The sequence below is a fragment of the Photobacterium sp. MCCC 1A19761 genome (genome assembly GCF_037389125.1).
Lineage (GTDB): Bacteria > Pseudomonadota > Gammaproteobacteria > Enterobacterales > Vibrionaceae > Photobacterium.
This window is the reverse complement of record NZ_JAZGTF010000001.1, coordinates 338677-358220: the sequence shown is the minus strand read 5'-3', so window position 1 is coordinate 358220 and position 19544 is coordinate 338677. Positions and strand designations below refer to the sequence as shown.

The 19544-nt window shown below is 51.8% G+C and carries 20 protein-coding genes; 11 read left to right on the top strand and 9 right to left on the bottom strand.

Annotated features, from left to right (window positions below):
* Positions 1–15: 15 nt before the first annotated feature.
* From nagC to nagB, 3 genes are read right to left on the bottom strand one after another with little or no spacing between them, the layout of a single operon-like run.
* On the bottom strand, positions 16–1233 hold the full coding sequence (nagC, locus tag VV869_RS01570; RefSeq protein WP_337733266.1) for a DNA-binding transcriptional regulator NagC: 1218 nt from the start codon (positions 1231–1233) through the stop codon (positions 16–18).
* Between the two features lie 3 nt (positions 1234–1236).
* On the bottom strand, positions 1237–2373 hold the full coding sequence (gene nagA, locus VV869_RS01565; RefSeq protein ID WP_337733265.1) for an N-acetylglucosamine-6-phosphate deacetylase: 1137 nt from the start codon (positions 2371–2373) through the stop codon (positions 1237–1239).
* 17 nt (positions 2374–2390) lie between these two features.
* The gene (nagB, locus tag VV869_RS01560) at positions 2391–3191 is read right to left on the bottom strand and encodes a glucosamine-6-phosphate deaminase (RefSeq protein WP_337733264.1); all 801 of its coding nucleotides are present in this window, start codon (positions 3189–3191) and stop codon (positions 2391–2393) included.
* Between the two features lie 252 nt (positions 3192–3443).
* Here nagB and nagE point away from each other — a divergent pair, with 252 nt between their 5' ends.
* Positions 3444–5006 carry an N-acetylglucosamine-specific PTS transporter subunit IIBC gene (gene nagE / locus VV869_RS01555; protein ID WP_337733263.1) on the top strand — a complete coding sequence of 521 codons (1563 nt, stop codon included), beginning with the start codon at positions 3444–3446 and terminating at the stop codon, positions 5004–5006.
* A gap of 222 nt (positions 5007–5228) precedes the next feature.
* Positions 5229–6893: a glutamine--tRNA ligase gene (gene glnS / locus VV869_RS01550; RefSeq protein ID WP_337733262.1), complete on the top strand. Its 1665-nt coding sequence runs from the start codon at positions 5229–5231 to the stop codon at positions 6891–6893.
* Between the two features lie 96 nt (positions 6894–6989).
* Here glnS and fur read toward each other — a convergent pair whose 3' ends face one another.
* The gene (gene fur, locus VV869_RS01545; RefSeq protein ID WP_337733261.1) at positions 6990–7436 is read right to left on the bottom strand and encodes a ferric iron uptake transcriptional regulator; all 447 of its coding nucleotides are present in this window, start codon (positions 7434–7436) and stop codon (positions 6990–6992) included.
* A gap of 198 nt (positions 7437–7634) precedes the next feature.
* Between fur and VV869_RS01540 the strand changes: the two genes are divergently transcribed.
* On the top strand, positions 7635–8135 hold the full coding sequence (locus tag VV869_RS01540; protein ID WP_337733260.1) for a DUF4442 domain-containing protein: 501 nt from the start codon (positions 7635–7637) through the stop codon (positions 8133–8135).
* 121 nt (positions 8136–8256) lie between these two features.
* Here the strand turns inward: VV869_RS01540 and fldA are convergent, their stop codons facing one another.
* The 3 genes from fldA to VV869_RS01525 form a co-directional block, all read right to left on the bottom strand.
* A complete protein-coding gene (gene fldA, locus VV869_RS01535; protein WP_337733259.1) occupies positions 8257–8784 on the bottom strand; it encodes a flavodoxin FldA in 528 nt (175 codons plus the stop codon).
* A 240-nt stretch (positions 8785–9024) separates the two neighbouring features.
* Positions 9025–9246: a DUF2788 domain-containing protein gene (locus VV869_RS01530; protein ID WP_261602088.1), complete on the bottom strand. Its 222-nt coding sequence runs from the start codon at positions 9244–9246 to the stop codon at positions 9025–9027.
* Between the two features lie 74 nt (positions 9247–9320).
* Positions 9321–10085, bottom strand: a complete 765-nt coding sequence (locus tag VV869_RS01525) for an alpha/beta fold hydrolase (protein WP_337733258.1) — start codon at positions 10083–10085, stop codon at positions 9321–9323.
* Between the two features lie 102 nt (positions 10086–10187).
* On the opposite strand from VV869_RS01525, the gene seqA reads away from it, so the two are divergent.
* Both seqA and pgm read left to right on the top strand, forming a co-directional pair.
* A complete protein-coding gene (gene seqA / locus VV869_RS01520; protein ID WP_337733459.1) occupies positions 10188–10733 on the top strand; it encodes a replication initiation negative regulator SeqA in 546 nt (181 codons plus the stop codon).
* A gap of 35 nt (positions 10734–10768) precedes the next feature.
* Complete coding sequence (pgm, locus tag VV869_RS01515) at positions 10769–12415, top strand: phosphoglucomutase (alpha-D-glucose-1,6-bisphosphate-dependent) (protein ID WP_337733257.1); 1647 nt, start codon at positions 10769–10771, stop codon at positions 12413–12415.
* 87 nt (positions 12416–12502) lie between these two features.
* Here pgm and VV869_RS01510 read toward each other — a convergent pair whose 3' ends face one another.
* Positions 12503–13309, bottom strand: a complete 807-nt coding sequence (locus tag VV869_RS01510) for a DUF1853 family protein (protein ID WP_337733256.1) — start codon at positions 13307–13309, stop codon at positions 12503–12505.
* A gap of 118 nt (positions 13310–13427) precedes the next feature.
* Between VV869_RS01510 and VV869_RS01505 the strand changes: the two genes are divergently transcribed.
* Together VV869_RS01505 and VV869_RS01500 are read left to right on the top strand one after the other, a co-directional pair.
* Positions 13428–13634 carry a DUF2517 family protein gene (locus VV869_RS01505; protein ID WP_337733255.1) on the top strand — a complete coding sequence of 69 codons (207 nt, stop codon included), beginning with the start codon at positions 13428–13430 and terminating at the stop codon, positions 13632–13634.
* A 129-nt stretch (positions 13635–13763) separates the two neighbouring features.
* Positions 13764–14519 carry a Nif3-like dinuclear metal center hexameric protein gene (locus tag VV869_RS01500; protein ID WP_337733254.1) on the top strand — a complete coding sequence of 252 codons (756 nt, stop codon included), beginning with the start codon at positions 13764–13766 and terminating at the stop codon, positions 14517–14519.
* A 93-nt stretch (positions 14520–14612) separates the two neighbouring features.
* On the opposite strand, the gene VV869_RS01495 is transcribed toward VV869_RS01500, so the two are convergent.
* Positions 14613–15902, bottom strand: a complete 1290-nt coding sequence (locus tag VV869_RS01495; RefSeq protein ID WP_337733253.1) for a citrate synthase — start codon at positions 15900–15902, stop codon at positions 14613–14615.
* Positions 15903–16312: 410 nt separating this feature from the next.
* Between VV869_RS01495 and sdhC the strand changes: the two genes are divergently transcribed.
* The 4 genes from sdhC to VV869_RS01475 are packed head-to-tail and all read left to right on the top strand — an operon-like array spanning position 16313 to position 19529.
* The gene (gene sdhC, locus VV869_RS01490; RefSeq protein ID WP_255389820.1) at positions 16313–16693 is read left to right on the top strand and encodes a succinate dehydrogenase cytochrome b556 subunit; all 381 of its coding nucleotides are present in this window, start codon (positions 16313–16315) and stop codon (positions 16691–16693) included.
* Positions 16687–17034 carry a succinate dehydrogenase, hydrophobic membrane anchor protein gene (gene sdhD / locus VV869_RS01485; RefSeq protein WP_337733252.1) on the top strand — a complete coding sequence of 116 codons (348 nt, stop codon included), beginning with the start codon at positions 16687–16689 and terminating at the stop codon, positions 17032–17034. The genes sdhC and sdhD overlap by 7 nt, the downstream gene beginning before the upstream one ends.
* Positions 17035–18801, top strand: coding sequence for a succinate dehydrogenase flavoprotein subunit (sdhA, locus tag VV869_RS01480; protein WP_337733251.1), 1767 nt, complete (start codon positions 17035–17037; stop codon positions 18799–18801).
* A 14-nt stretch (positions 18802–18815) separates the two neighbouring features.
* On the top strand, positions 18816–19529 hold the full coding sequence (locus tag VV869_RS01475) for a succinate dehydrogenase iron-sulfur subunit (RefSeq protein ID WP_337733250.1): 714 nt from the start codon (positions 18816–18818) through the stop codon (positions 19527–19529).
* Positions 19530–19544 lie beyond the last annotated feature (15 nt).

The following is a 19544-nucleotide window of genomic DNA, read 5'->3' as shown; positions in this document are numbered from 1 at the left end:
GCTGGAAGGATGTGGTTAATCTTCCAGTAAACGCTGCAGCAATACGCCGTTGAGCATGGCGCGCTTAATCATTGAAAACGCCCCGATGGTCGGCTGCCCATACAGCTCAGATGCGACGATCGGCAGGTCTTTATGAAAGGTGGACAGCGACTGGGTTTCGATACAGCGTCGGATCGCCGGGAAGATAATATCCTTGGCGCCCGTGATCTGACCGGCAATTACAATCTTTTGCGGGTTGAATAAATTCACCGTCATTGCCAGTGCTTTTCCGAGCTGGTTGCCGACTTTGATCAGAGCCTGGCTGGCCAGCTCATCTCCTTTATTGGCGGCTTCGCAAATCGCCGGCATGGTGACTTCTTCCAGCTCCTGCAAGCTGCTCGGATAGCCCTGTTTCAATCGGCTTTGCACGTGCGAAATGATCGCCGGATCAGAGGCCACGGTTTCCAGACAGCCGAAGTTGCCGCACTGGCATTTATCTCCCAGCGGGTCGATCTGAATATGGCCAATTTCGCCGACATTGCGGTTTTGGCCGAGGAAGACCTGGCCATTGACGATGATCCCGGAGCCGGTACCGTGATGAACGCTGACTAAAATAGAGTCGCTGCAATCCCGACTGGCACCGAAATAGTGTTCTGCCAGGGCTAGACCGCGAATATCGTTGCCGACGAAACAGGACACCCCGAACGTCTCACGAATGAGTGCCGCCAGCGGGAAAGGCTGGGCAATCTCAATATGCGGCATGTATTCAACCACACCGTTTTCCGGGTCAATCAGGCCCGGCAGGGTGATCCCAAAGGCAACCAGTTCACGCATCACGCCCTGGTTGTCGGCGATAAACTGGCGGATGTGGCCAATCAGCCCGTCAATGAGTGCCTGTTGATCAGGATAAACAAACGGATGGGCTGCGCTGGCAATATGCTTGCCGCTCAGATCGAAAATCGTCAGTTCGATGTAGTCCCGACCCAGACGGATGGCAATGGAATGAAACGGTGTTGATTCTGTCGTCAGGGAAATGGCACGTCGGCCACCGGTGGAAGCTTGTTGCGCGACCTCTTTGATGAGGCCGCGCTCGAGTAACTGGCGGGTAATTTTTGTCACACTCGCAGGGGCCAGCTGACTGACGTCAGCAACCTGAATCCGAGAAATAGGGCCTTGCAAGTCAATGAGTCGGTAAACAGCTGCGCTATTGAGCTGTTTCACCAGATCTACATTACCAATTTGTCCGCCTGTCATAGTTTAGTTCTGCTCGTAATTGCCGTTAACAACAGTCGCCTGAACTTGGAAGTCGCGGTTAAAAATAGCGAGGTTAGCCACCATGCCTTTTTTGACAGCCCCCAGTTGCTTGTCCACACCAATGGCGCGGGCAGGGTACAGAGTGGCCATGCGTACAGCTTCGTCCAGAGCGATTCCTGCATGCTCAACACTGTTTTGGATCGCTTCAATCATGGTCAGTGCCGAGCCGCCAAGTGTGCCATTTTCATCAACGCACTTGCCATCCCGGTAATATACTTTCTTACCGACAAAAATAAAGTGATCAATGTCTGCTCCTGCAGGCGCGGTTGCATCGGTAACCAGAACCAGCTTGTCTCCTTTCAGGCGATGCGCCATGCGGATATTGGCATAATCGACATGGAAGCCATCGGCGATGATCCCGGTATACACCTCAGGTGTATCGTAAATGGCACCGACCATGCCCGGTTCACGGCCGGCAATTGGGCTCATGGCATTGAACAGGTGGGTGGCAAACGTGATCCCGGCTTCAAACCCCTGACGGGCTTCAACATAGGTGGCGTTGGTGTGACCGGCGGAGACGATGATCCCGGCATCGGCCAGTTGCCGGATGTGGTCATGATCGTTGCGTTCCGGCGCCAGGGTGACCTTGGTGATGATGTCGGCGTTGTCGCACAGGGTGCGGATCATCGCATCGTCGGAGCGACGGATATGATCGACACTATGGATGCCTTTTTTCATCACGTTCAGGTAAGGCCCTTCCAGGTGCAGGCCGAGCGAGTGATTCTGGTACTGGCTGTGATAGTCGCGCGCGGCTTTGATGGCGGCTTTCATATCGTCATCAGACGAGGTGATCAGCGTCGGGAGAAAGCTGGTACAGCCGGACTTCAGGTTAGCGCGGTGCATGGTATGGATAGTGTCGGCGTTGATCTCGTCATTGAGCATGACACCACCACAGCCGTTCAGTTGCAGATCAATAAAGCCTGGCGTGAGGTTGGCACCCGCTAAATCGCGGACTTCAATCCCTTCAGGCAGTTCGGTTTCCGGGCAAACAGCATGAATGTTCACGCCGTCAATGATAACGGCGTGGTGATTCAGCACATCGCTTCCGGTGAAAATACGACAGTTGGTAAGCGCGTACATGAACAATTCCTTACGGGTTACAGGTGTTTGATATTTTCAGCTTCCAGTTCCTGGAAGTACTTCACGGTTTTCACTTTCAGTTCCTGAGTGGACGGTTCGTCGCAAACAATCAGGGACTTCGGATGCAGTTGCAGGGCGGAGACAGTCCACAGGTGGTTGACGGAGCCTTCGACAGCCGCTTCAAGCGCCAGGGCTTTGCCATGGCCGGTGACCAGGATCATGATCTCAGCAGCATCGAGCAGGGTGCCGACCCCGATGGTCAGGGCGTATTTCGGCACCTGATTGATGTCGCCTTCAAAGAAACGGGAGTTGGCGATACGCGTATCTTGCGTCAGGGTTTTGATTCGGGTCCGTGAAGACAGCGAAGATGCCGGCTCATTAAAGGCAATATGACCGTCGTTCCCAACGCCGCCCATGAACAGATGAATCTTGCCGTAGGACTTAATTTTCGCCTCGTAACGCTGGCATTCTGCCTCGTGATCTAAGGTGTTTCCGTTCAGCAGATTGATGTTTTCTTCTTGAATATCAATATGGTTAAAGAAGTTGTTGTACATGAAGCTACGGTACGACTCCGGATGGTCGGCCGGGATACCGATGTACTCATCCATATTGAAGGTTACCACGTGCTTGAAACTTACTTCTCCGGCTTTATAAAGGTCAATCAAGCGCTTATATGTCGCCAGTGGTGTCCCGCCCGTCGGCAGGCCCAAAACAAAGGGGCGTTCAGCCGTAGGTTGAAATTTATTAATACGATCAGCGATATAGCGCGCTGACCACAGACCAACTTCTTTCGCATCTTGCAGTGGGATTAGTCTCACGGTGACACCTCATTCCAGTAGAAAACACAATAAAATCGTAGCGGATTCATCCTTTGTTTTGAATGATAAAATAAGTTTTATGATCGGGCTAGCAAAATCGCTCTATCATGGCCTGAGCTGGTGATAATGATCACAATTGTTGAGGTTTTAATTTGCGGGTCAAAATTAATCTCTTACACTGCTGATAACTTAATCGGATAGCTAAAATAAGTTATCCCTATCGCATCTGAGAAAACCACAGGGGGAATCAAGGTGAATATTCTTGGATATATGCAAAAACTGGGTAAAGCGTTAATGCTTCCCATTGCTGTACTACCGGTAGCCGGGCTGTTACTGCGCTTGGGACAAGCGGACGTGTTCGACATTCCATTTATGGCGCAAGCAGGCGGTGCTATTTTCGGTCAGCTGCCATTACTATTCGGAATCGGCATCGCGATTGGTTTGTCTAAAGATGGTGCAGGTGCGGCTGGTCTGGCTGGTGCTGTGGCTTACTTCGTCTTGGATGTCACTGCAAAAACGATTGACCCTTCTATTAATATGTCGTTCTTCGGCGGCATCATTGCAGGTATTATTGCCGGCCATTCTTATAATCGTTTTCATATGACCAGCCTGCCACCATGGTTGGGTTTCTTTGCCGGGAAGCGTCTGGTTCCTATCATGTCCGGCCTGTTTGCTTTGGTCTTCGGTGCTGTTGCCGGTGAAGTTTGGCCACATATTCAAGCCGGTTTGGACGCTTTGGCACATGCGGTATCCAGCTCTGGTGCGATTGGTCAGTTCGTTTACGGTGTATTGAACCGTGGTTTGATCCCTGTTGGTCTTCACCATGTACTGAACTCATACTTCTGGTTTGGTATGGGAAGCTGTCAGGTGATCAATGTCGAGCCGGTTGCCATCTTGAATGGTGCAACTCAGCTGTGTATCGACCCAGCACTGGCGAAGCAACTGGTCGTTGGCCAATCACATGTCTTTGAGTTTAAAAACTCGGTGACTCCGGAAGTGACTGCTGTCGTGAAGGGGATTACAGAAACAGTGAACACCGGTGATCTGAACCGCTTCTTCGCAGGCGATAAATCTGCCGGCGTATTTATGAACGGTTTCTTCCCAATTATGATGTGGGGTCTGCCGGGCGCGGCACTGGCGATGATCCTGGCTGCACCAAAGCATAAACGCAGCCAAGTGATGGGTGCACTGGGTTCTGTGGCGTTCTGTTCTTTCCTGACAGGGATCACTGAGCCGCTGGAGTTCATGTTTGTCTTCCTGGCACCGGCACTGTATGCGCTGCATGCAATCTTCACTGGTCTGTCTCTGGTGATTGCCAATATGTTCGGCACGCTACACGGCTTTACGTTCTCCGCGGGTCTGATTGACTTTGCCCTGAACTGGGGTCTGGCGACGAAGCCTCTAATGCTGCTGATGATCGGCATTGGTTTCTTCTTCCTGTACTTCGTGACCTTCAGTGTGGCCATCCGTGCCTTCAACCTGAAATCACCTGGTCGTGAAGATGACGACGGTGAAGAAACCGAAGCTGCAACGGGTTCTAAGGAAACCGGTGAACTGGCGAAGCAATACCTGAAAGCCCTGGGCGGCCACGGCAACCTGGAAAACATCGATGCCTGTATTACCCGTCTGCGTCTGACGCTGAAAGACAGCAGCCTAGCGGATGAGAAGACGCTGAAAGCACTGGGTGCGATGGGTGTTGTGAAGCTGGGGACGAATAACCTGCAGGTTATTCTGGGCCCATTGGCTGAAATTGTTGCCGGTGAGATGAAGAAAATCCCGGCTTCTGAAGACCTTTCTTCAGTGAAATTGCCTTAAGTCTTTGCTTTCCTACGCGACTGATAAGGATTCGTCGCCAGAAGGAAGCCCGGGACTTGTCGGTAACTAAATCGGTTGCCCGGCAATATCCTCCAAGAAACCCCGCAATAGCGGGGTTTTTTTATCCATATCGACAAACAATGCATACTATTTGTTGAGTCGTGACCCATATTTATGGATCATAGAGAATCCAAATCCTGTAAAGCACACGAGGTGTCTTTGATGAGTGAGTCTGAAGCTCGTCCAACTAACTTTATCCGCCAAATCATCGATGCGGATCTAGCCAGTGGCAAACATACAAGCGTTCATACCCGATTCCCGCCGGAGCCGAACGGCTACCTGCATATCGGTCATGCGAAATCCATCTGCTTGAACTTCGGCATTGCTCAGGACTATCAGGGTCAATGTAATCTTCGTTTTGATGATACGAACCCTGAAAAAGAAGACATCGAATACGTTGAGTCGATTAAGAACGATGTTAACTGGCTGGGCTTTGAGTGGGACGGTGAGATTTGTTATTCATCGAACTATTTCGACAAGCTATACGGGTATGCGATTGAATTGATTAATAAAGGCTTAGCTTATGTTGATGAGCTGAGCCCGGAACAGATCCGTGAGTACCGCGGAACACTGACCGAGCCTGGGAAACCAAGCCCGTACCGTGATCGTCCGGTTGAAGAAAGCCTGGCGCTGTTCGAGTCCATGAAAAATGGGGAAGTGGCAGAAGGCAAGATGTGCCTGCGCGCCAAGATCGACATGGCGTCACCGTTTATGGTGATGCGCGATCCGGTGTTGTACCGTGTCCGTTTCGCAACACACCATCAAACCGGTGACAAGTGGTGCATCTATCCGATGTACGATTTCACGCATTGTATTTCCGATGCGCTGGAAGGGATCACGCACTCGATTTGTACCTTGGAATTCATGGATAACCGCCGTCTGTATGACTGGGTTCTGGACAACATCACCATCGACTGTCGTCCGCACCAGTATGAGTTCAGCCGCCTGAACCTTGAATATACGGTGATGTCGAAGCGTAAACTGAATCAGCTGGTGACCGAAAAACTGGTTTCCGGTTGGGATGATCCGCGGATGCCGACGATCTCTGGTCTGCGTCGTCGTGGTTTCACATCCGCTTCTATCCGTGAGTTCTGTAAGCGTATTGGTGTCACCAAGCAGGACAACACCATTGAGATGAGCTCGCTGGAGTCATGCATCCGTGACGATCTGAACGAGAATGCACCACGTGCGATGGCTGTGCTGGATCCAATCAAAGTGGTCATCGAGAACTTTGACGGTGCCACGGAACTGCTGGAAGTTGCCAACCATCCGAACAAACCTGAAATGGGCAGCCGTCAGGTGCCGTTCAGCCGCGAAGTCTACATCGAGCGTGAAGATTTCCGTGAAGAAGGGAACAAGAAGTACAAGCGTCTGGTGCTGGGCAAAGAAGTCCGCCTGCGCGGGGCGTACGTCATCAAAGCTGAGCGTATCGAGAAAGATGAAGACGGCAACATCACTACCATCTTCTGTACGTATGATCCAGACACGCTGGGTCAAAACCCGGCTGATGGCCGCAAGGTGAAGGGGGTGATTCACTGGGTTTCAGCTGAGGCAGCTGTCCCTGCGGAGTTCCGCCTGTATGATCGTCTGTTCACAGTGCCAAACCCGGGTGCGGCGGCAGACTTCCTGTCAGTGATTAACCCTGAATCACTTGAGCTAAAGCAGGGCTTTGTTGAGCCGTCACTGGTGGAAGCAGAAGCTGAGAAAGCATTCCAGTTCGAGCGTACTGGTTACTTCTGTGCCGACAGTAAAGATTCGAGCCAAACCAACCTGGTGTTCAACCGTACGGTTGGCCTGCGCGATACTTGGGCCAAGATTGGCGACTAAGCGCGCGAAGCTGCTCAATAAAAACCAGCCGGATGGCTGGTTTTTTTATGTCTTCAAATCCCGGGCGACACAGGAAGCACTTGCCCGGGAACGATATTATTTGCGGTTGTGCAGCTTCGGATTTTCGTTGCAGTTACCTTCCATGCAGTGACCGTATAGGTACAGGCTATGGTTAGTCAACTTGACGTTGAAGCTGGCTGCAATGTCTTTCTGGCGCTCTTCGATGAGATCATCTGAGAACTCAATGACTTTACCGCAATCCAGGCAGACCAGGTGATCATGGTGGTGTTGGGTGGCCAGCTCAAAGACGGACTTCCCCCCCTCGAAGTGATGGCGGGTGACAATACCGGCATCATCAAATTGGTTCAGAACGCGGTAAACTGTTGCCAGGCCAATTTCTTCACCGATATCAATCAGTTTCTTGTATAAATCTTCGGCACTAATGTGCTGGCATTCCGGACTCTGCAACACTTCCAGAATTTTGAGACGCGGTAGCGTGACTTTTAAGCCTGCTTGCTTAAGTGCAGTATTGTTATCTGACATTCGAGTTTCCTATTGGCTAGCCGCAGCAAAAAACGGTGCGGTAGTCGTTCTCATTTATTTTCATTATAAGGGACCATTAGGCAACAATAAACCTTAAAAAAAGAAGGGCTCTTCACAAGCGCGGACTTTTCCTTGGTTGCAAGTGTGTTAAAAAGATGTATATTGATCTCATCCTACCAGTTGGCATAGGTGACATTTGTGAATGGACTCTTCTATCACCCCAATATTGTAAAGTTTGCTCTGAATTTGTGGCCGCCTTTCTGGGGTGCCGGGATCAAAATTCTCAAGATTTCCGATGATTATCGCCGCGTGACGGTCCGGCTGAAATTGCGCTGGTGGAATAAAAATGCCAATCGGACCCAATATGGCGGCAGTATTTTCTCGCTGACTGACCCGATTTATGCGCTGATGCTGATGGGGATTTTGGGCAAGGAGTATTACGTTTGGGACAAACAGGCCGAAATCAATTTTATCAAACCGGGTCAGTCGGATTTGACGGCTGAGTTTGTGATTTCGGATGAGCGGGTCCAGGAAATTCGTCAGGCAACGCAATCCGGGGAGAAATTTTTCCCGGAATTTGTGGTGAACGTGAATAATGCGCAGGGAGAGATGGTCTCTCAAATTCGCCGTGTGCTCTACATCCGCAAAAAGCCGCAATACCGGGAAGCTTCGGTGGAGTCCGCCCCCTGCGCGCAGTAATCCTGACGTGAGGCCGTCCGAAGTGCGGCCTAACTGAGGTATAAAAAAACGCGCCGTTCGGCGCGTTTTTAGCAAAGGTTTTTAGCTACAGTTTTTAGCAAAAGACTGCAGCGGTGGCGTGTTAGTCAGCCAGCTCAGCCAGGCACATTTCTTCGTAGATCTGCGCAACCCATTTCTCAACGCGCTCGTCAGTCAGCTCTGGCTGGCGGTCTTCGTCAATGCACAGGCCGACGAAGTGAGCGTCATCAACCAGGGCTTTGGATGCTTCGAACTCATAACTTTCGGTTGGGAAGTGACCAACAATCGTTGCGCCTTTCGCTTCAACGATGTCACGAACGGTCCCCATGGCATCACAGAAATACTCGGCGTAGTCCTCCTGATCGCCACAACCAAAGATAGCAACCAGTTTGGTCGAGAAGTCAATTTGCTCCAGCTCCGGGAAGAAATCATCCCAGTCACACTGCGCTTCGCCGTAATACCACGTTGGGATACCCAGCAGCAGCAGGTCAAAATTGTCGATATCTTCTTTACTGCTCTTCGCGATATCTTTCACATCAACCAGTTTTTTACCCAGTTGTTTCTGGATCATTTTCGCGACAGCTTCAGTGTTACCTGTGTCGCTACCAAAGAAGAGTCCTACACTCGCCATAGTAGAGATTACCCGTAATAAATAGTTGACCGTTATCGCAATCATAACGGTATACATGAATCGATTCAGGGGTGGCCCCGAATGGCACTGACGGCTGATGTATTCAGCAGCGGATGGTCTGTCCGCGCTGGTCGCCGTCATTACCTGTGGTGTTCGTGATTCAGGATTTCCTGCACTTGCAGCGGCTGTGTTGCCAAAACATTGGGCCTTGCTGCAATTTAAAAATGAGGAAACTGAATGTTAGCCGATGCCGGCCCCTTCCCAGCTTAGCTGGATCAGCCCTTTGGCGACAAAGCCGGCACAACCCAGACACAGAACCACCCAAACGACTTTGCGTCCGAATGGCGGGACATTTCCCTGCTTAAGCACATCTTTAATCGCCATACCGATAAAGAAGAAAATGGCAGCAAATAGCAAATCCAGACCAATGGATTCCAGCAAATCCATGTGCTCGTATAACATTCATGTCTCCTTACTGCAGCGAAAGCCTGGTCAGGCGCGCACTATACCACAGACAATGGGCTGCTGTTAACGGTCTAAGCTGCTTGTAAAAAGTTCAGAATGACGCGGCTCACAATGTCTGGTTTTTCAGCATGTAACCAATGTCCGGTATTGGCGACCATATGCGCTTTTGCACTCGGGAACTGACGGGCGATCGCGTCGCGATGCTCGTTTTGAATGTATTCGGAGTTCTGCCCTTTGATGAATAAGGTCTTGCCGAGAAACGGCGGAACCTCCTGCCAGCCCATGATGGTGTCATAGTTAGCAATCAGGCCCTCGACATTAAATCGCCAGTGATAACCGGTATCGGTCTTGGCAAAGGACTTGAGCAGGAACTGACGCACACCCGGCTCCTGGACGTGTTGTGCGAGGTAGCGCTCGGCTTCGCTGCGGCTGTTAACGGTATGTTTGGCCACTTCCTGCAAGCCGGAAAAAACATTCTCATGGCGGTGAACCTGGTAATGGACCGGCGCCATATCAAGAACAATCAGGTGATTGAGGCGAGAGGCGGCCAGCTCGGTCAGGGCCATGGCCACTTTGCCGCCCATAGAATGACCAATCAGAGAGAAGCGTTCAATGTCGCATTGATCGACCACCCGTAAGACGTCAGCAGCCAGATCCTGATAGGTAAATGTCTCGGTGTGGGGGGAGCGGCCATGGTTGCGTAGATCGACGCTGATCACTTTATATTGATCTTTCAATGATCTGGCGAGAAGCCCTAAGTTGTCGGCGCTGCCGAACAACCCATGGATCAAAATGATCGTTTCACCTTGCCCGTCGATTTGATAATGAAGATTCACTGACGATTTTCTCTTGTTGATAACGCTTTACCGTAGAGTATAACCGCGTATCACGTTATAATCTCTCGGTGATTTTTAAACGGAACGATAATGAACACTACGATGAAGAGTATTGAGGTAGACGAAGAGCTATATCGTTATATCGCGAGCCAAACCCAGCATATTGGTGAGAGCGCATCCGATATTTTGCGCCGATTGCTGATGATGTCTGGGCAGGACGGTGTGTCACGACCAGAGGTGGTGATGCCGGTACGTCCAAAGGGGATCGTGGTGAGTAAAGACGCAGGCAATGTGTCGACAACCGATCGGGTAAAAGAGATGCGATCGGTCCTGATCTCTGATGAATTTGCCGCTCAGGATAAAGCGATTGGCCGCTTCATGATGATTCTGTCCTCGCTTTATCGTATCGATCCAAAAGGTTTTGCCGAAGCGGCTGCAATCAAAGGTCGTACCCGGGTTTATTTTGCGGATAGTAAAGAGACGCTGCTGGCCAGTGGTAAAACGACCAAGCCGAAAGCGATCCCGGAAACGCCATTCTGGGTGATTACGAATACCAATACTGATCGCAAACGCCAGATGGTTGAGCAGCTGATGAATAAAATGCAGTTCGGCGGCGATATCATCGATAAAGTTTGCGGTGAAATTTAACTGGCGTAAGCCTCTTTACTTACAAGGATAAGTTCATGGCGATCCATCCTCGAGCCGGTCAGCGCGCCCGGCAAGAAGATATGCATAACATTCCGGCGTTAGTGGCGAACTATTTTCAGATTGAACCGCAAGCCGGCAACCCGCAGCAACAAGTGGCGTTCGGAACCTCTGGCCACCGCGGCACCGCGGATAAAGGTACCTTTAACCAGCATCATATCTGGGCGATTGCCCAGGCGGTTGCAGAAGTACGTGCCGCCAACGGTGTAACCGGCCCGCTGTTTCTCGGTAAAGATACCCATGCGCTGTCTGAGCCGGCATTCGCATCGACCCTGGAAGTGCTGGTGGCCAACGGCGTTCAAGTCGTCATTCAGGAAGGGCGTGGTTATACGCCGACACCGGGCATTTCTCATGCCATCCTGTGCCACAACGTCGCCAATGCTGCCAAAGCGGACGGCATTGTGATCACGCCGTCTCATAACCCACCACAGGACGGGGGGATTAAATATAACCCGGTTCATGGCGGTCCGGCTGAAGGGGCACTGACCACAGCGATTGAGTCTCGTGCCAACGAGATCATTGCCGCGGGCATGGTGGATGTGAAGCGTGTCTCCATCGAGCAGGCGTTGGCCAGCGATTTGGTTGTCGCGCGCGACTTGGTTGCGCCGTATGTGGACGATCTGGTCAATGTTATCGACATGGCGGCGATCCAAAAAGCCAACCTGAAGATCGGTGTCGATCCGCTCGGTGGCTCGGGCATTGAATACTGGCGCCAGATTGCCAGCCATTACGGCCTGGATCTGACGCTGGTGGACGAATCGATTGATCCGTCATTCCGCTTCATGTCGCTCGATAAAGATGGCGTGGTCCGGATGGACTGCTCGTCGCCGTATGCAATGGCAGGACTTCTGGCGCATAAAGACAGCTATGATCTGGCATTTGGCAATGATCCGGATTATGACCGCCACGGGATTGTCACGCCGGCTGGGCTGATGAACCCGAACCATTTCTTGGCGGTTTGCATTGACTATCTCTACCGTCACCGTCCGGATTGGTCGGCAGACGTTGCGGTCGGCAAAACGCTGGTCTCCAGTGCTTTGATTGACCGCGTGGTTGCTGATCTCGGCCGTGAGCTGTGCGAAGTACCGGTTGGTTTTAAGTGGTTTGTGGACGGACTGTACAGCGGCAAGCTGGGCTTCGGTGGTGAAGAAAGTGCCGGGGCGTCCTTCCTGCGCATGGACGGAACCCCTTGGTCAACCGATAAAGACGGTATTTTGCTGTGTCTGCTGGCGGCGGAAATTACCGCAGTAACTGGCCAGAACCCGCAGCAGTACTACGAAGCGCTGGCGGCCAAGCATGGTGCGTCGGAGTACAACCGTCTGCAAGCGGTGGCTAATGGCGAGCAAAAAGCAGTGCTGAGCAAGCTGTCTCCGGAGATGGTGGCAGCAGAGACCCTGGCGGGCGATGCCATCACTGCGCGTCTGACGCATGCGCCGGGCAATGGCGCGGCGATTGGTGGCCTGAAAGTGACGACGGCAAATGGCTGGTTTGCCGCCCGTCCGTCCGGCACGGAAGACATCTACAAAATCTACTGTGAAAGCTTCCAGGGCAAAGCCCATCTGGCGCTGATTGAGCAAGAAGCGCAGGAGATCGTCAGTAAAGTGTTTGCGGACGCCGGTCTGTAAGCCAGTTATTGGCAAGTGATTTGAAAAACGCCCGGTCAGTCGACCGGGCGTTTTTTTGTCTTTTGTCTCAACGTTTTTGGCCTTGCTTCATTCGGGTTTAATCCCGTCCCACCGCGGCCAGTCTTGTGGCATTACAAACCAAACCTGCTGGTCCGGCGCAATCGCCTGTGTCGGGGTGGTGATGGTATCCGCATCAAGTCGGATTTCCAGGGCATTGTAGTTTGGCGGATTGATCCATTGTGTTTTGTCGATCGGTTTGAGCCCGAGCGCAGCGGCGTGCTCCGGATAGCACCAGGTACCAGTCAAGGCGTGCGGATTTACCGTCAGGGAAGATCCGGTATCTTGGCCATGGTGCGGGTAAAATAACCGTCCTTGCATCAGGAGTCGTTTAATGCGTGGCGCGCCATATTGAGGGGCCAACTGTTCGAGGAAGGCCGGGTGGTCGCTAAGCTGGAGCTGGTGATCGAGCATCCGGTTGGTTTTCTTATCCAGGTTATCCTTGGCATTGGGGCCCGGCCATTGGTGCTGAAAAGCAAGATAGAATTTAATCGCGACTTCCCAGTGCTCGATTGTGCCGGTTTGGCAATCTTCGACTAAGAAATCTATCGCCCCCAGGGTTTGCTTCTGCCAGGTCAGTTGTACTTCTTCTGCCAGAAGCCGGTAGCGGGGATGGGCATCGATTAGTTGTTGCCAGAGCCACTGATAGTAGAAACCCAGTCGTCGATTCCCCGTATAAGACGCGACTTCGGGGAGCACGGCATGGGTTCGAAATTCGGTCAGCCATTGTTCGTCCATCACATAGGGCGCACAAATCAGGGACGGGCAATGGAGCAGGGCTTGCATGTCGTTAATCATGCGTTGCTTGACTGTTTCTTTGTTGTGAAATGACTGCATATCGAAACTTTAACTTACCATTTGACGACAATTTTGCTGAAATTATCAGGATCGAACACTAGTGTCGAAGCGGCTTTTGGATTAGCTTAATAACAGGTTAGACCAGTTAGGAGGTTCTATGTACCAGCCCTATTCTTTGCTTCGTATTCTGACGCGCCGGATCGGTGTGGTTCTGGTCGGGATCGCGGCATTGCCATTGATGTTGCTGCTGCCGAAACCCAAGCGCGCATCTTTCTACAGTCTGATGCACCGATTCTGGACAAAAACCAGTACCAAGCCGGTTTGGTTAAAGGAATCGGAGCATGGCACGCAACAGCTGTATTGATCACTGTAACATATTCCTGGGTATACCGCTGACAGCCGGGCAACCGGTTGTGAAATGTTGAATGACACGGAGGCTGCTCCTGGCCCGGAGATGGGATAAACTATTCGGGAGTGATAAGAGGGAGCACGAATGAATCATCTAAAATTGGAAGCTGTGCTGAACGAGCTGCTCAGCCCGCACCTGATCAAAGACTATTGTCCGAATGGGTTACAGGTCGAAGGGAAAACAGAAGTTACCAAGGTGATCACCGGGGTGACGGCCAGCCAAGCTTTGATTGATCGCGCGATTGAAGCGCAGGCGGATGCGCTGCTGGTTCATCATGGGTATTTCTGGAAAGGTGAGCCATCAGAAATCCGTGGGATGAAGTTCCGCCGCATTAAGGCGTTGATTGATCACGGGATTAACCTTTACGCCTATCATTTGCCCCTGGATGTCCATCCGCAATTGGGGAACAACGCCCAATTGGCAAAAATGCTTGAGATTGAGGTGCTGGGTGGTCTGGAAGCCGGAAACCCGCAGTCGGTCAGCGTGTATGGTCAGTTTGCACAGCCGTTAACCGGTGAAGAATTGGCTTCCCGGCTGGCGATTGCATTACATCGTGAGCCGTTGCATATCCCGGGCGGCCCCGCTGAGATTAAAACAGTTGGCTGGTGTACCGGTGGGGGACAAGACTTCATTGAGCTGGCCGCACAGCGTGGGTTGGATGCGTTTATCTCAGGTGAGATTTCTGAGCGGACGGTGCATACCGCGCGTGAGTTGGGAATTCATTACTTCAGTGCCGGTCATCACGCGACGGAGCGCTACGGAGTGAAAGCATTAGGTGAGTGGTTGGCACAAAATCATGGCCTCGACGTCAGCTTTATCGACGTTGATAACCCGGTGTAAGGACCCAACGTATAAAACATACAGGGACAAAAAAAGGTTGAGCGTGATGCTCAACCTTTTTATTTTGAAACACGTTCCGAAGAGTCAGCGAACTTATTCGCGCTCGTGGATCGGTTGAAATTCACGTTGCGGATAGCCGGTGTACAGCTGACGCGGACGACCGATACGGTTGCCCGGATCGTTGTGCATTTCGTTCCAGTGCGCAATCCAGCCGATCGTCCGAGACATCGCAAAAATCACGGTGAACATAGAGACCGGGATCCCGATGGCTTTCAGGATGATACCGGAGTAGAAGTCAACGTTCGGGTAGAGTTTCTTATCAATGAAGTACTCATCCGATAGCGCGATACGTTCCAACTCCATGGCGACATCCAGAAGCGGATCGTCGATCTTCAGCTCTTCCAGCACTTCGTGACAGGCTTCACGCATCACAGTAGCACGTGGATCGTAGTTTTTGTAAACACGGTGACCAAAGCCCATCAGACGGAATGGGTCATCTTTATCTTTGGCGCGTTCAATATACTCAGGGATATTCTCAACGCTGCCAATCTCTTCCAGCATCTTCAAGCAGGCTTCGTTGGCGCCGCCATGCGCAGGCCCCCAAAGTGAAGCAATCCCGGCAGCAATACACGCAAACGGGTTTGCACCAGATGAGCCGGCCAGACGAACGGTGGACGTTGATGCATTTTGTTCGTGATCAGCATGCAGGGTAAAGATTTTGTCCATCGCACGGGCGACGACCGGGCTCACTTCATATTCTTCACACGGTGTGGCAAACATCATATGCAGGAAGTTTTCAGCATAGTCCAAGTCGTTGCGCGGGAAGATAAATGGTTGACCAATTGAATATTTGTAACACATCGCAGCCAGTGTCGGCATTTTCGACAGCAGGCGGAACGCCGTGATTTCACGGTGCATGTCGTTATTAATATCCAGCGAATCATGGTAGAAGGCTGCCAGAGCACCGACCACACCGCACATCACCGCCATCGGGTGTGCATCGCGTCGGAAGCCGTGGAAGAAGCTGGAAATTTGCTCATGAACCATGGTGTGGCGCGTGACCGTGGTGCGGAACGTTTCATACTGTGCTCGCGACGGAACTTCACCGTATAGCAGGATATAGCACACTTCCAGGTAATCAGCGTTATTGGCTAATTGGTCAATTGGGTAGCCGCGATGCAGCAGAATCCCTTTATCGCCATCAATATAGGTAATTTGAGATTCACATGAAGCTGTGGCCATAAAGCCCGGGTCAAATGTAAAGTAACCGCTCGCGCCAAGCTTGCGGACATCAATGACGTCTGGCCCCTGTGTACCCCCGAGAATCGGCAGTTCGACTGGTGCATTCCCTTCAATATGAAGAGTCGCTTTCTTGTCTGCCATAACAATCTCCTTTGCTCTTTATAATCCTGATCCGGATTCGGATGTGCAGTTGTTGTACCGAGGGAACCTGCGTTTGTCAATTTTTGTACTGCTTTGTGTGCGCTTGTTAATAACTTTTGGTAAAAAAGTGCAAAATCTCGAAATCGTGTTAGAGGTCATGTAACCGGGTTTGTAATTGCTTGTTACGAAGCGTATACTCGCCGCAGGTCTCTGGTTCCGCCGCCGCCAGATACAAGTGCTTAAGTACTCAACAATATTAGTCACTTAGGTTGAACTGTGTTTTGGGTCCCCTACATAAACATATTTGCAACCAAAGGTTACGAAAATGTTGCGATCATTTGTCCTGGCTCAGCGAACCGGAGAGTTTAATAAAAATAAGATGCTTCAATGGAGCTGAGTGGGCAAATACCGTGAAAGTAAATAAGCCAAGACCTGTTAACCTCGACCTACAGACGATTCGCTTTCCTCTGACGGCGATTGCGTCCATCCTGCACCGGGTCTCCGGTGTCATCACATTTGTTGCTGTTGCCATTCTTCTGTGGCTTTTAAGCCTTTCCCTGTCATCCCCGGAAGGTTTCGCGAGTGCTGCCAACATTGTTGACAGTTTCTTTGTGAAGTTTGTGCTGTGGGGCATTTTGACGGCGCTGTTCTATCACATCGTGTTAGGCGTACGTCACCTGATGATGGACATGGGATATTTTGAAGAAATGGATACCGGGATTGCAAGCGCCAAAATCAGCTTTGCAATTGTCGCGGTACTGGCTGTCTTTGCAGGAGGCCTGGTATGGTAAACAATGTGTCAACGGTTGGTCGTAATGGTGTACACGACTTTATTCTGATCCGCGCAACGGCGATCATCCTTACGCTTTACACCCTCTACATGGTTGGATTTTTAGCCTTCGGGCCGGATCTGAGCTATGAAACCTGGACCGCGTTTTTCGGCAAGCTGAGTACCAAAGTGTTCACCATGCTGGCGCTGTTCTCCATCATGATCCATGCCTGGATCGGCTTATGGCAAGTCCTGACGGATTATATTAAACCTGCCGCACTTCGTGCAGGGATCCAATTTGGTGTGGTTGCCATTCTTCTCGTGTACCTGTTTTCTGGCTTCTTTATTGTGTGGGGTGTGTAAGTGAGCATTGCAGTTCGTGAATTTGATGCCGTTGTGATCGGTGCTGGTGGTGCAGGTATGCGCGCCGCACTTCAGATTTCAGAACAAGGCCTGAAATGTGCCTTGTTGTCTAAAGTTTTTCCAACTCGCTCTCACACCGTTTCGGCGCAGGGTGGGATCACCGTTGCCCTGGGGAACTCACACCCGGATAACTGGCAGTGGCACATGTACGATACCGTCAAAGGTTCAGACTACATTGGCGATCAGAACGCCATTGAGTACATGTGTAAAAATGGCCCGAAATCAGTCATTGAGCTGGAAAAAATGGGCCTGCCGTTCTCTCGTTTTGATAACGGGACCATCTACCAGCGCCCGTTCGGCGGTCAGTCGAAAGAGTTTGGCGGCGAGCAGGCGGCGCGAACCGCTGCTGCTGCGGACCGGACCGGCCATGCGCTGTTGCATACCCTGTACCAGCAAAACATTAAGCACAAAACTACAATTTTCTCGGAGTGGTATGCACTGGATCTGGTGAAGAATCAGGACGGCGCCATTCTGGGCTGTACTGCGTTGTGCATGGAAACCGGTGAGATTTGTTACTTCAAAGCCAAGGCAACTGTGCTGGCGACGGGTGGTGCGGGCCGCATCTACGCGTCGACAACGAATGCCCACATTAATACCGGTGACGGTGTCGGGATGGCACTGCGTGCTGGGGTTCCGATGCAGGATATGGAAATGTGGCAGTTCCACCCAACCGGGATTGCCGGTGCCGGGGTACTGGTCACCGAAGGCTGTCGTGGTGAAGGCGGCTACCTGCTGAACAAAGACGGCGAGCGCTTTATGGAGCGTTACGCGCCGAATGCCAAAGACCTGGCCGGTCGTGACGTGGTTGCCCGTTCAATGATGGTCGAGATCCGTGAAGGCCGCGGTTGCGATGGCCCGTGGGGTCCGCACATTAAACTGAAACTGGATCACCTGGGTAAAGACGTACTGGAATCTCGTCTGCCAGGGATTTGTGAACTGTCCCGGACATTTGCGCACGTTGATCCGGTCAAAGAGCCGATTCCGGTGATCCCGACCTGTCACTATATGATGGGTGGGGTACCAACGCAGGTTTCCGGTCAGGCCGTGAAACAAACTGCTGCCGGTGATGACGTGGAAGTTCAAGGCCTGTTCGCCTGTGGTGAAATCGCCTCGGTTTCTGTCCACGGTGCAAACCGTCTGGGCGGTAACTCCCTGCTTGACCTGGTGGTCTTCGGCCGTGCGACTGGCCTGCACCTGGGTGAAACGCTGGCTGCCCAAGCGGAAGCGCGTCCGGCCACTGAGTCTGATATCGAAGCTTCTCTGGCACGTGTGAACCGTTGGAATACCACGCAGAAAGGTGAAGATCCGGTACAAATCCGTAAAGATCTGCAAACCTGTATGCAAAATAACTTCTCGGTGTTCCGTGAAGGCGAAGCCATGGCCACTGGTCTGGAAGAGCTGAAAGTGATCCGTGAGCGTCTGAAAGATGCGCGCCTGGACGATACTTCTACCGAGTTCAACACTCAGCGCATTGAGTGTCTGGAACTGGAAAACCTGATGGAAACGGCCTATGCAACGGCTGTGGCGGCGAACTACCGCACCGAGAGCCGCGGCGCCCACGCCCGTTTCGACTTCCCTGAGCGTGACGATGAAAACTGGCTGTGCCACTCCATTTACAACCCTGAGACAGAGCAAATGTCGAAGCGTGATGTAAACATGACACCAGTTCACCGTGAAGCATTTCCGCCGAAAGCGCGTACTTACTAAGGGAGGTAAACATTATGAAACTGAATTTCTCAATTTACCGCTACAACCCTGACGTTGATAACGCGCCGCACATGAAAGGGTATACCCTGGATGTGCCGGATGGTTCCGACATGATGGTGCTTGATGCATTGATCCTGCTGAAAGAGCAGGATCCGACGCTGTCGTTCCGTCGTTCGTGCCGTGAAGGGGTCTGTGGTTCAGACGGCATCAACATGAACGGGAAAAATGGTCTGGCTTGTATCACGCCGCTGTCGGCGCTGACTGGCGAGAAAACCATTGTGATCCGTCCGCTGCCGGGCCTGCCGGTGATCCGCGACCTGATCATCGATATGGAGCAGTTCTACACCAACTACGCCAAAGTGAAGCCATTCCTGATTGATGATGATTCACTGCCGCCGGCACGTGAGCACCTGCAATCTCCGGAAGAGCGTGCCCACTTGGATGGTCTGTACGAGTGTATTATGTGCGCTTGCTGCTCAACATCTTGCCCGTCATTCTGGTGGAATCCGGATAAATTTATCGGTCCGGCCGGCTTGCTGGCAGCGTACCGCTGGCTGATTGACAGCCGTGATACGGCCACAGATGAACGTCTGTCTGATCTTGACGACGCATTTAGCGTTTTTCGTTGCCATGGCATCATGAACTGTGTAAATGTCTGTCCTAAGGGATTAAATCCTACCAAAGCGATTGGTCACATTAAGTCGATGTTGCTCAAACGCGCGGTATAAAGTCGAATTATCGAT

What these genes read in the sequence shown, in the direction of transcription:
- nagC (WP_337733266.1), bottom strand. Translation starts at nt 1,233, where the DNA reads ATGACAGGCGGACAAATTGGTAATGTAGATCTGGTGAAACAGCTCAAT.
- nagA (WP_337733265.1), bottom strand. Translation starts at nt 2,373, where the DNA reads ATGTACGCGCTTACCAACTGTCGTATTTTCACCGGAAGCGATGTGCTG.
- glnS (WP_337733262.1), top strand. Translation starts at nt 5,229, where the DNA reads ATGAGTGAGTCTGAAGCTCGTCCAACTAACTTTATCCGCCAAATCATC.
- fur (WP_337733261.1), bottom strand. Translation starts at nt 7,436, where the DNA reads ATGTCAGATAACAATACTGCACTTAAGCAAGCAGGCTTAAAAGTCACG.
- fldA (WP_337733259.1), bottom strand. Translation starts at nt 8,784, where the DNA reads ATGGCGAGTGTAGGACTCTTCTTTGGTAGCGACACAGGTAACACTGAA.
- VV869_RS01530 (WP_261602088.1), bottom strand. Translation starts at nt 9,246, where the DNA reads ATGTTATACGAGCACATGGATTTGCTGGAATCCATTGGTCTGGATTTG.
- seqA (WP_337733459.1), top strand. Translation starts at nt 10,188, where the DNA reads ATGAAGAGTATTGAGGTAGACGAAGAGCTATATCGTTATATCGCGAGC.
- pgm (WP_337733257.1), top strand. Translation starts at nt 10,769, where the DNA reads ATGGCGATCCATCCTCGAGCCGGTCAGCGCGCCCGGCAAGAAGATATG.
- VV869_RS01510 (WP_337733256.1), bottom strand. Translation starts at nt 13,309, where the DNA reads ATGCAGTCATTTCACAACAAAGAAACAGTCAAGCAACGCATGATTAAC.
- VV869_RS01505 (WP_337733255.1), top strand. Translation starts at nt 13,428, where the DNA reads ATGTACCAGCCCTATTCTTTGCTTCGTATTCTGACGCGCCGGATCGGT.
- VV869_RS01500 (WP_337733254.1), top strand. Translation starts at nt 13,764, where the DNA reads ATGAATCATCTAAAATTGGAAGCTGTGCTGAACGAGCTGCTCAGCCCG.
- VV869_RS01495 (WP_337733253.1), bottom strand. Translation starts at nt 15,902, where the DNA reads ATGGCAGACAAGAAAGCGACTCTTCATATTGAAGGGAATGCACCAGTC.
- sdhD (WP_337733252.1), top strand. Translation starts at nt 16,687, where the DNA reads ATGGTAAACAATGTGTCAACGGTTGGTCGTAATGGTGTACACGACTTT.
- VV869_RS01475 (WP_337733250.1), top strand. Translation starts at nt 18,816, where the DNA reads ATGAAACTGAATTTCTCAATTTACCGCTACAACCCTGACGTTGATAAC.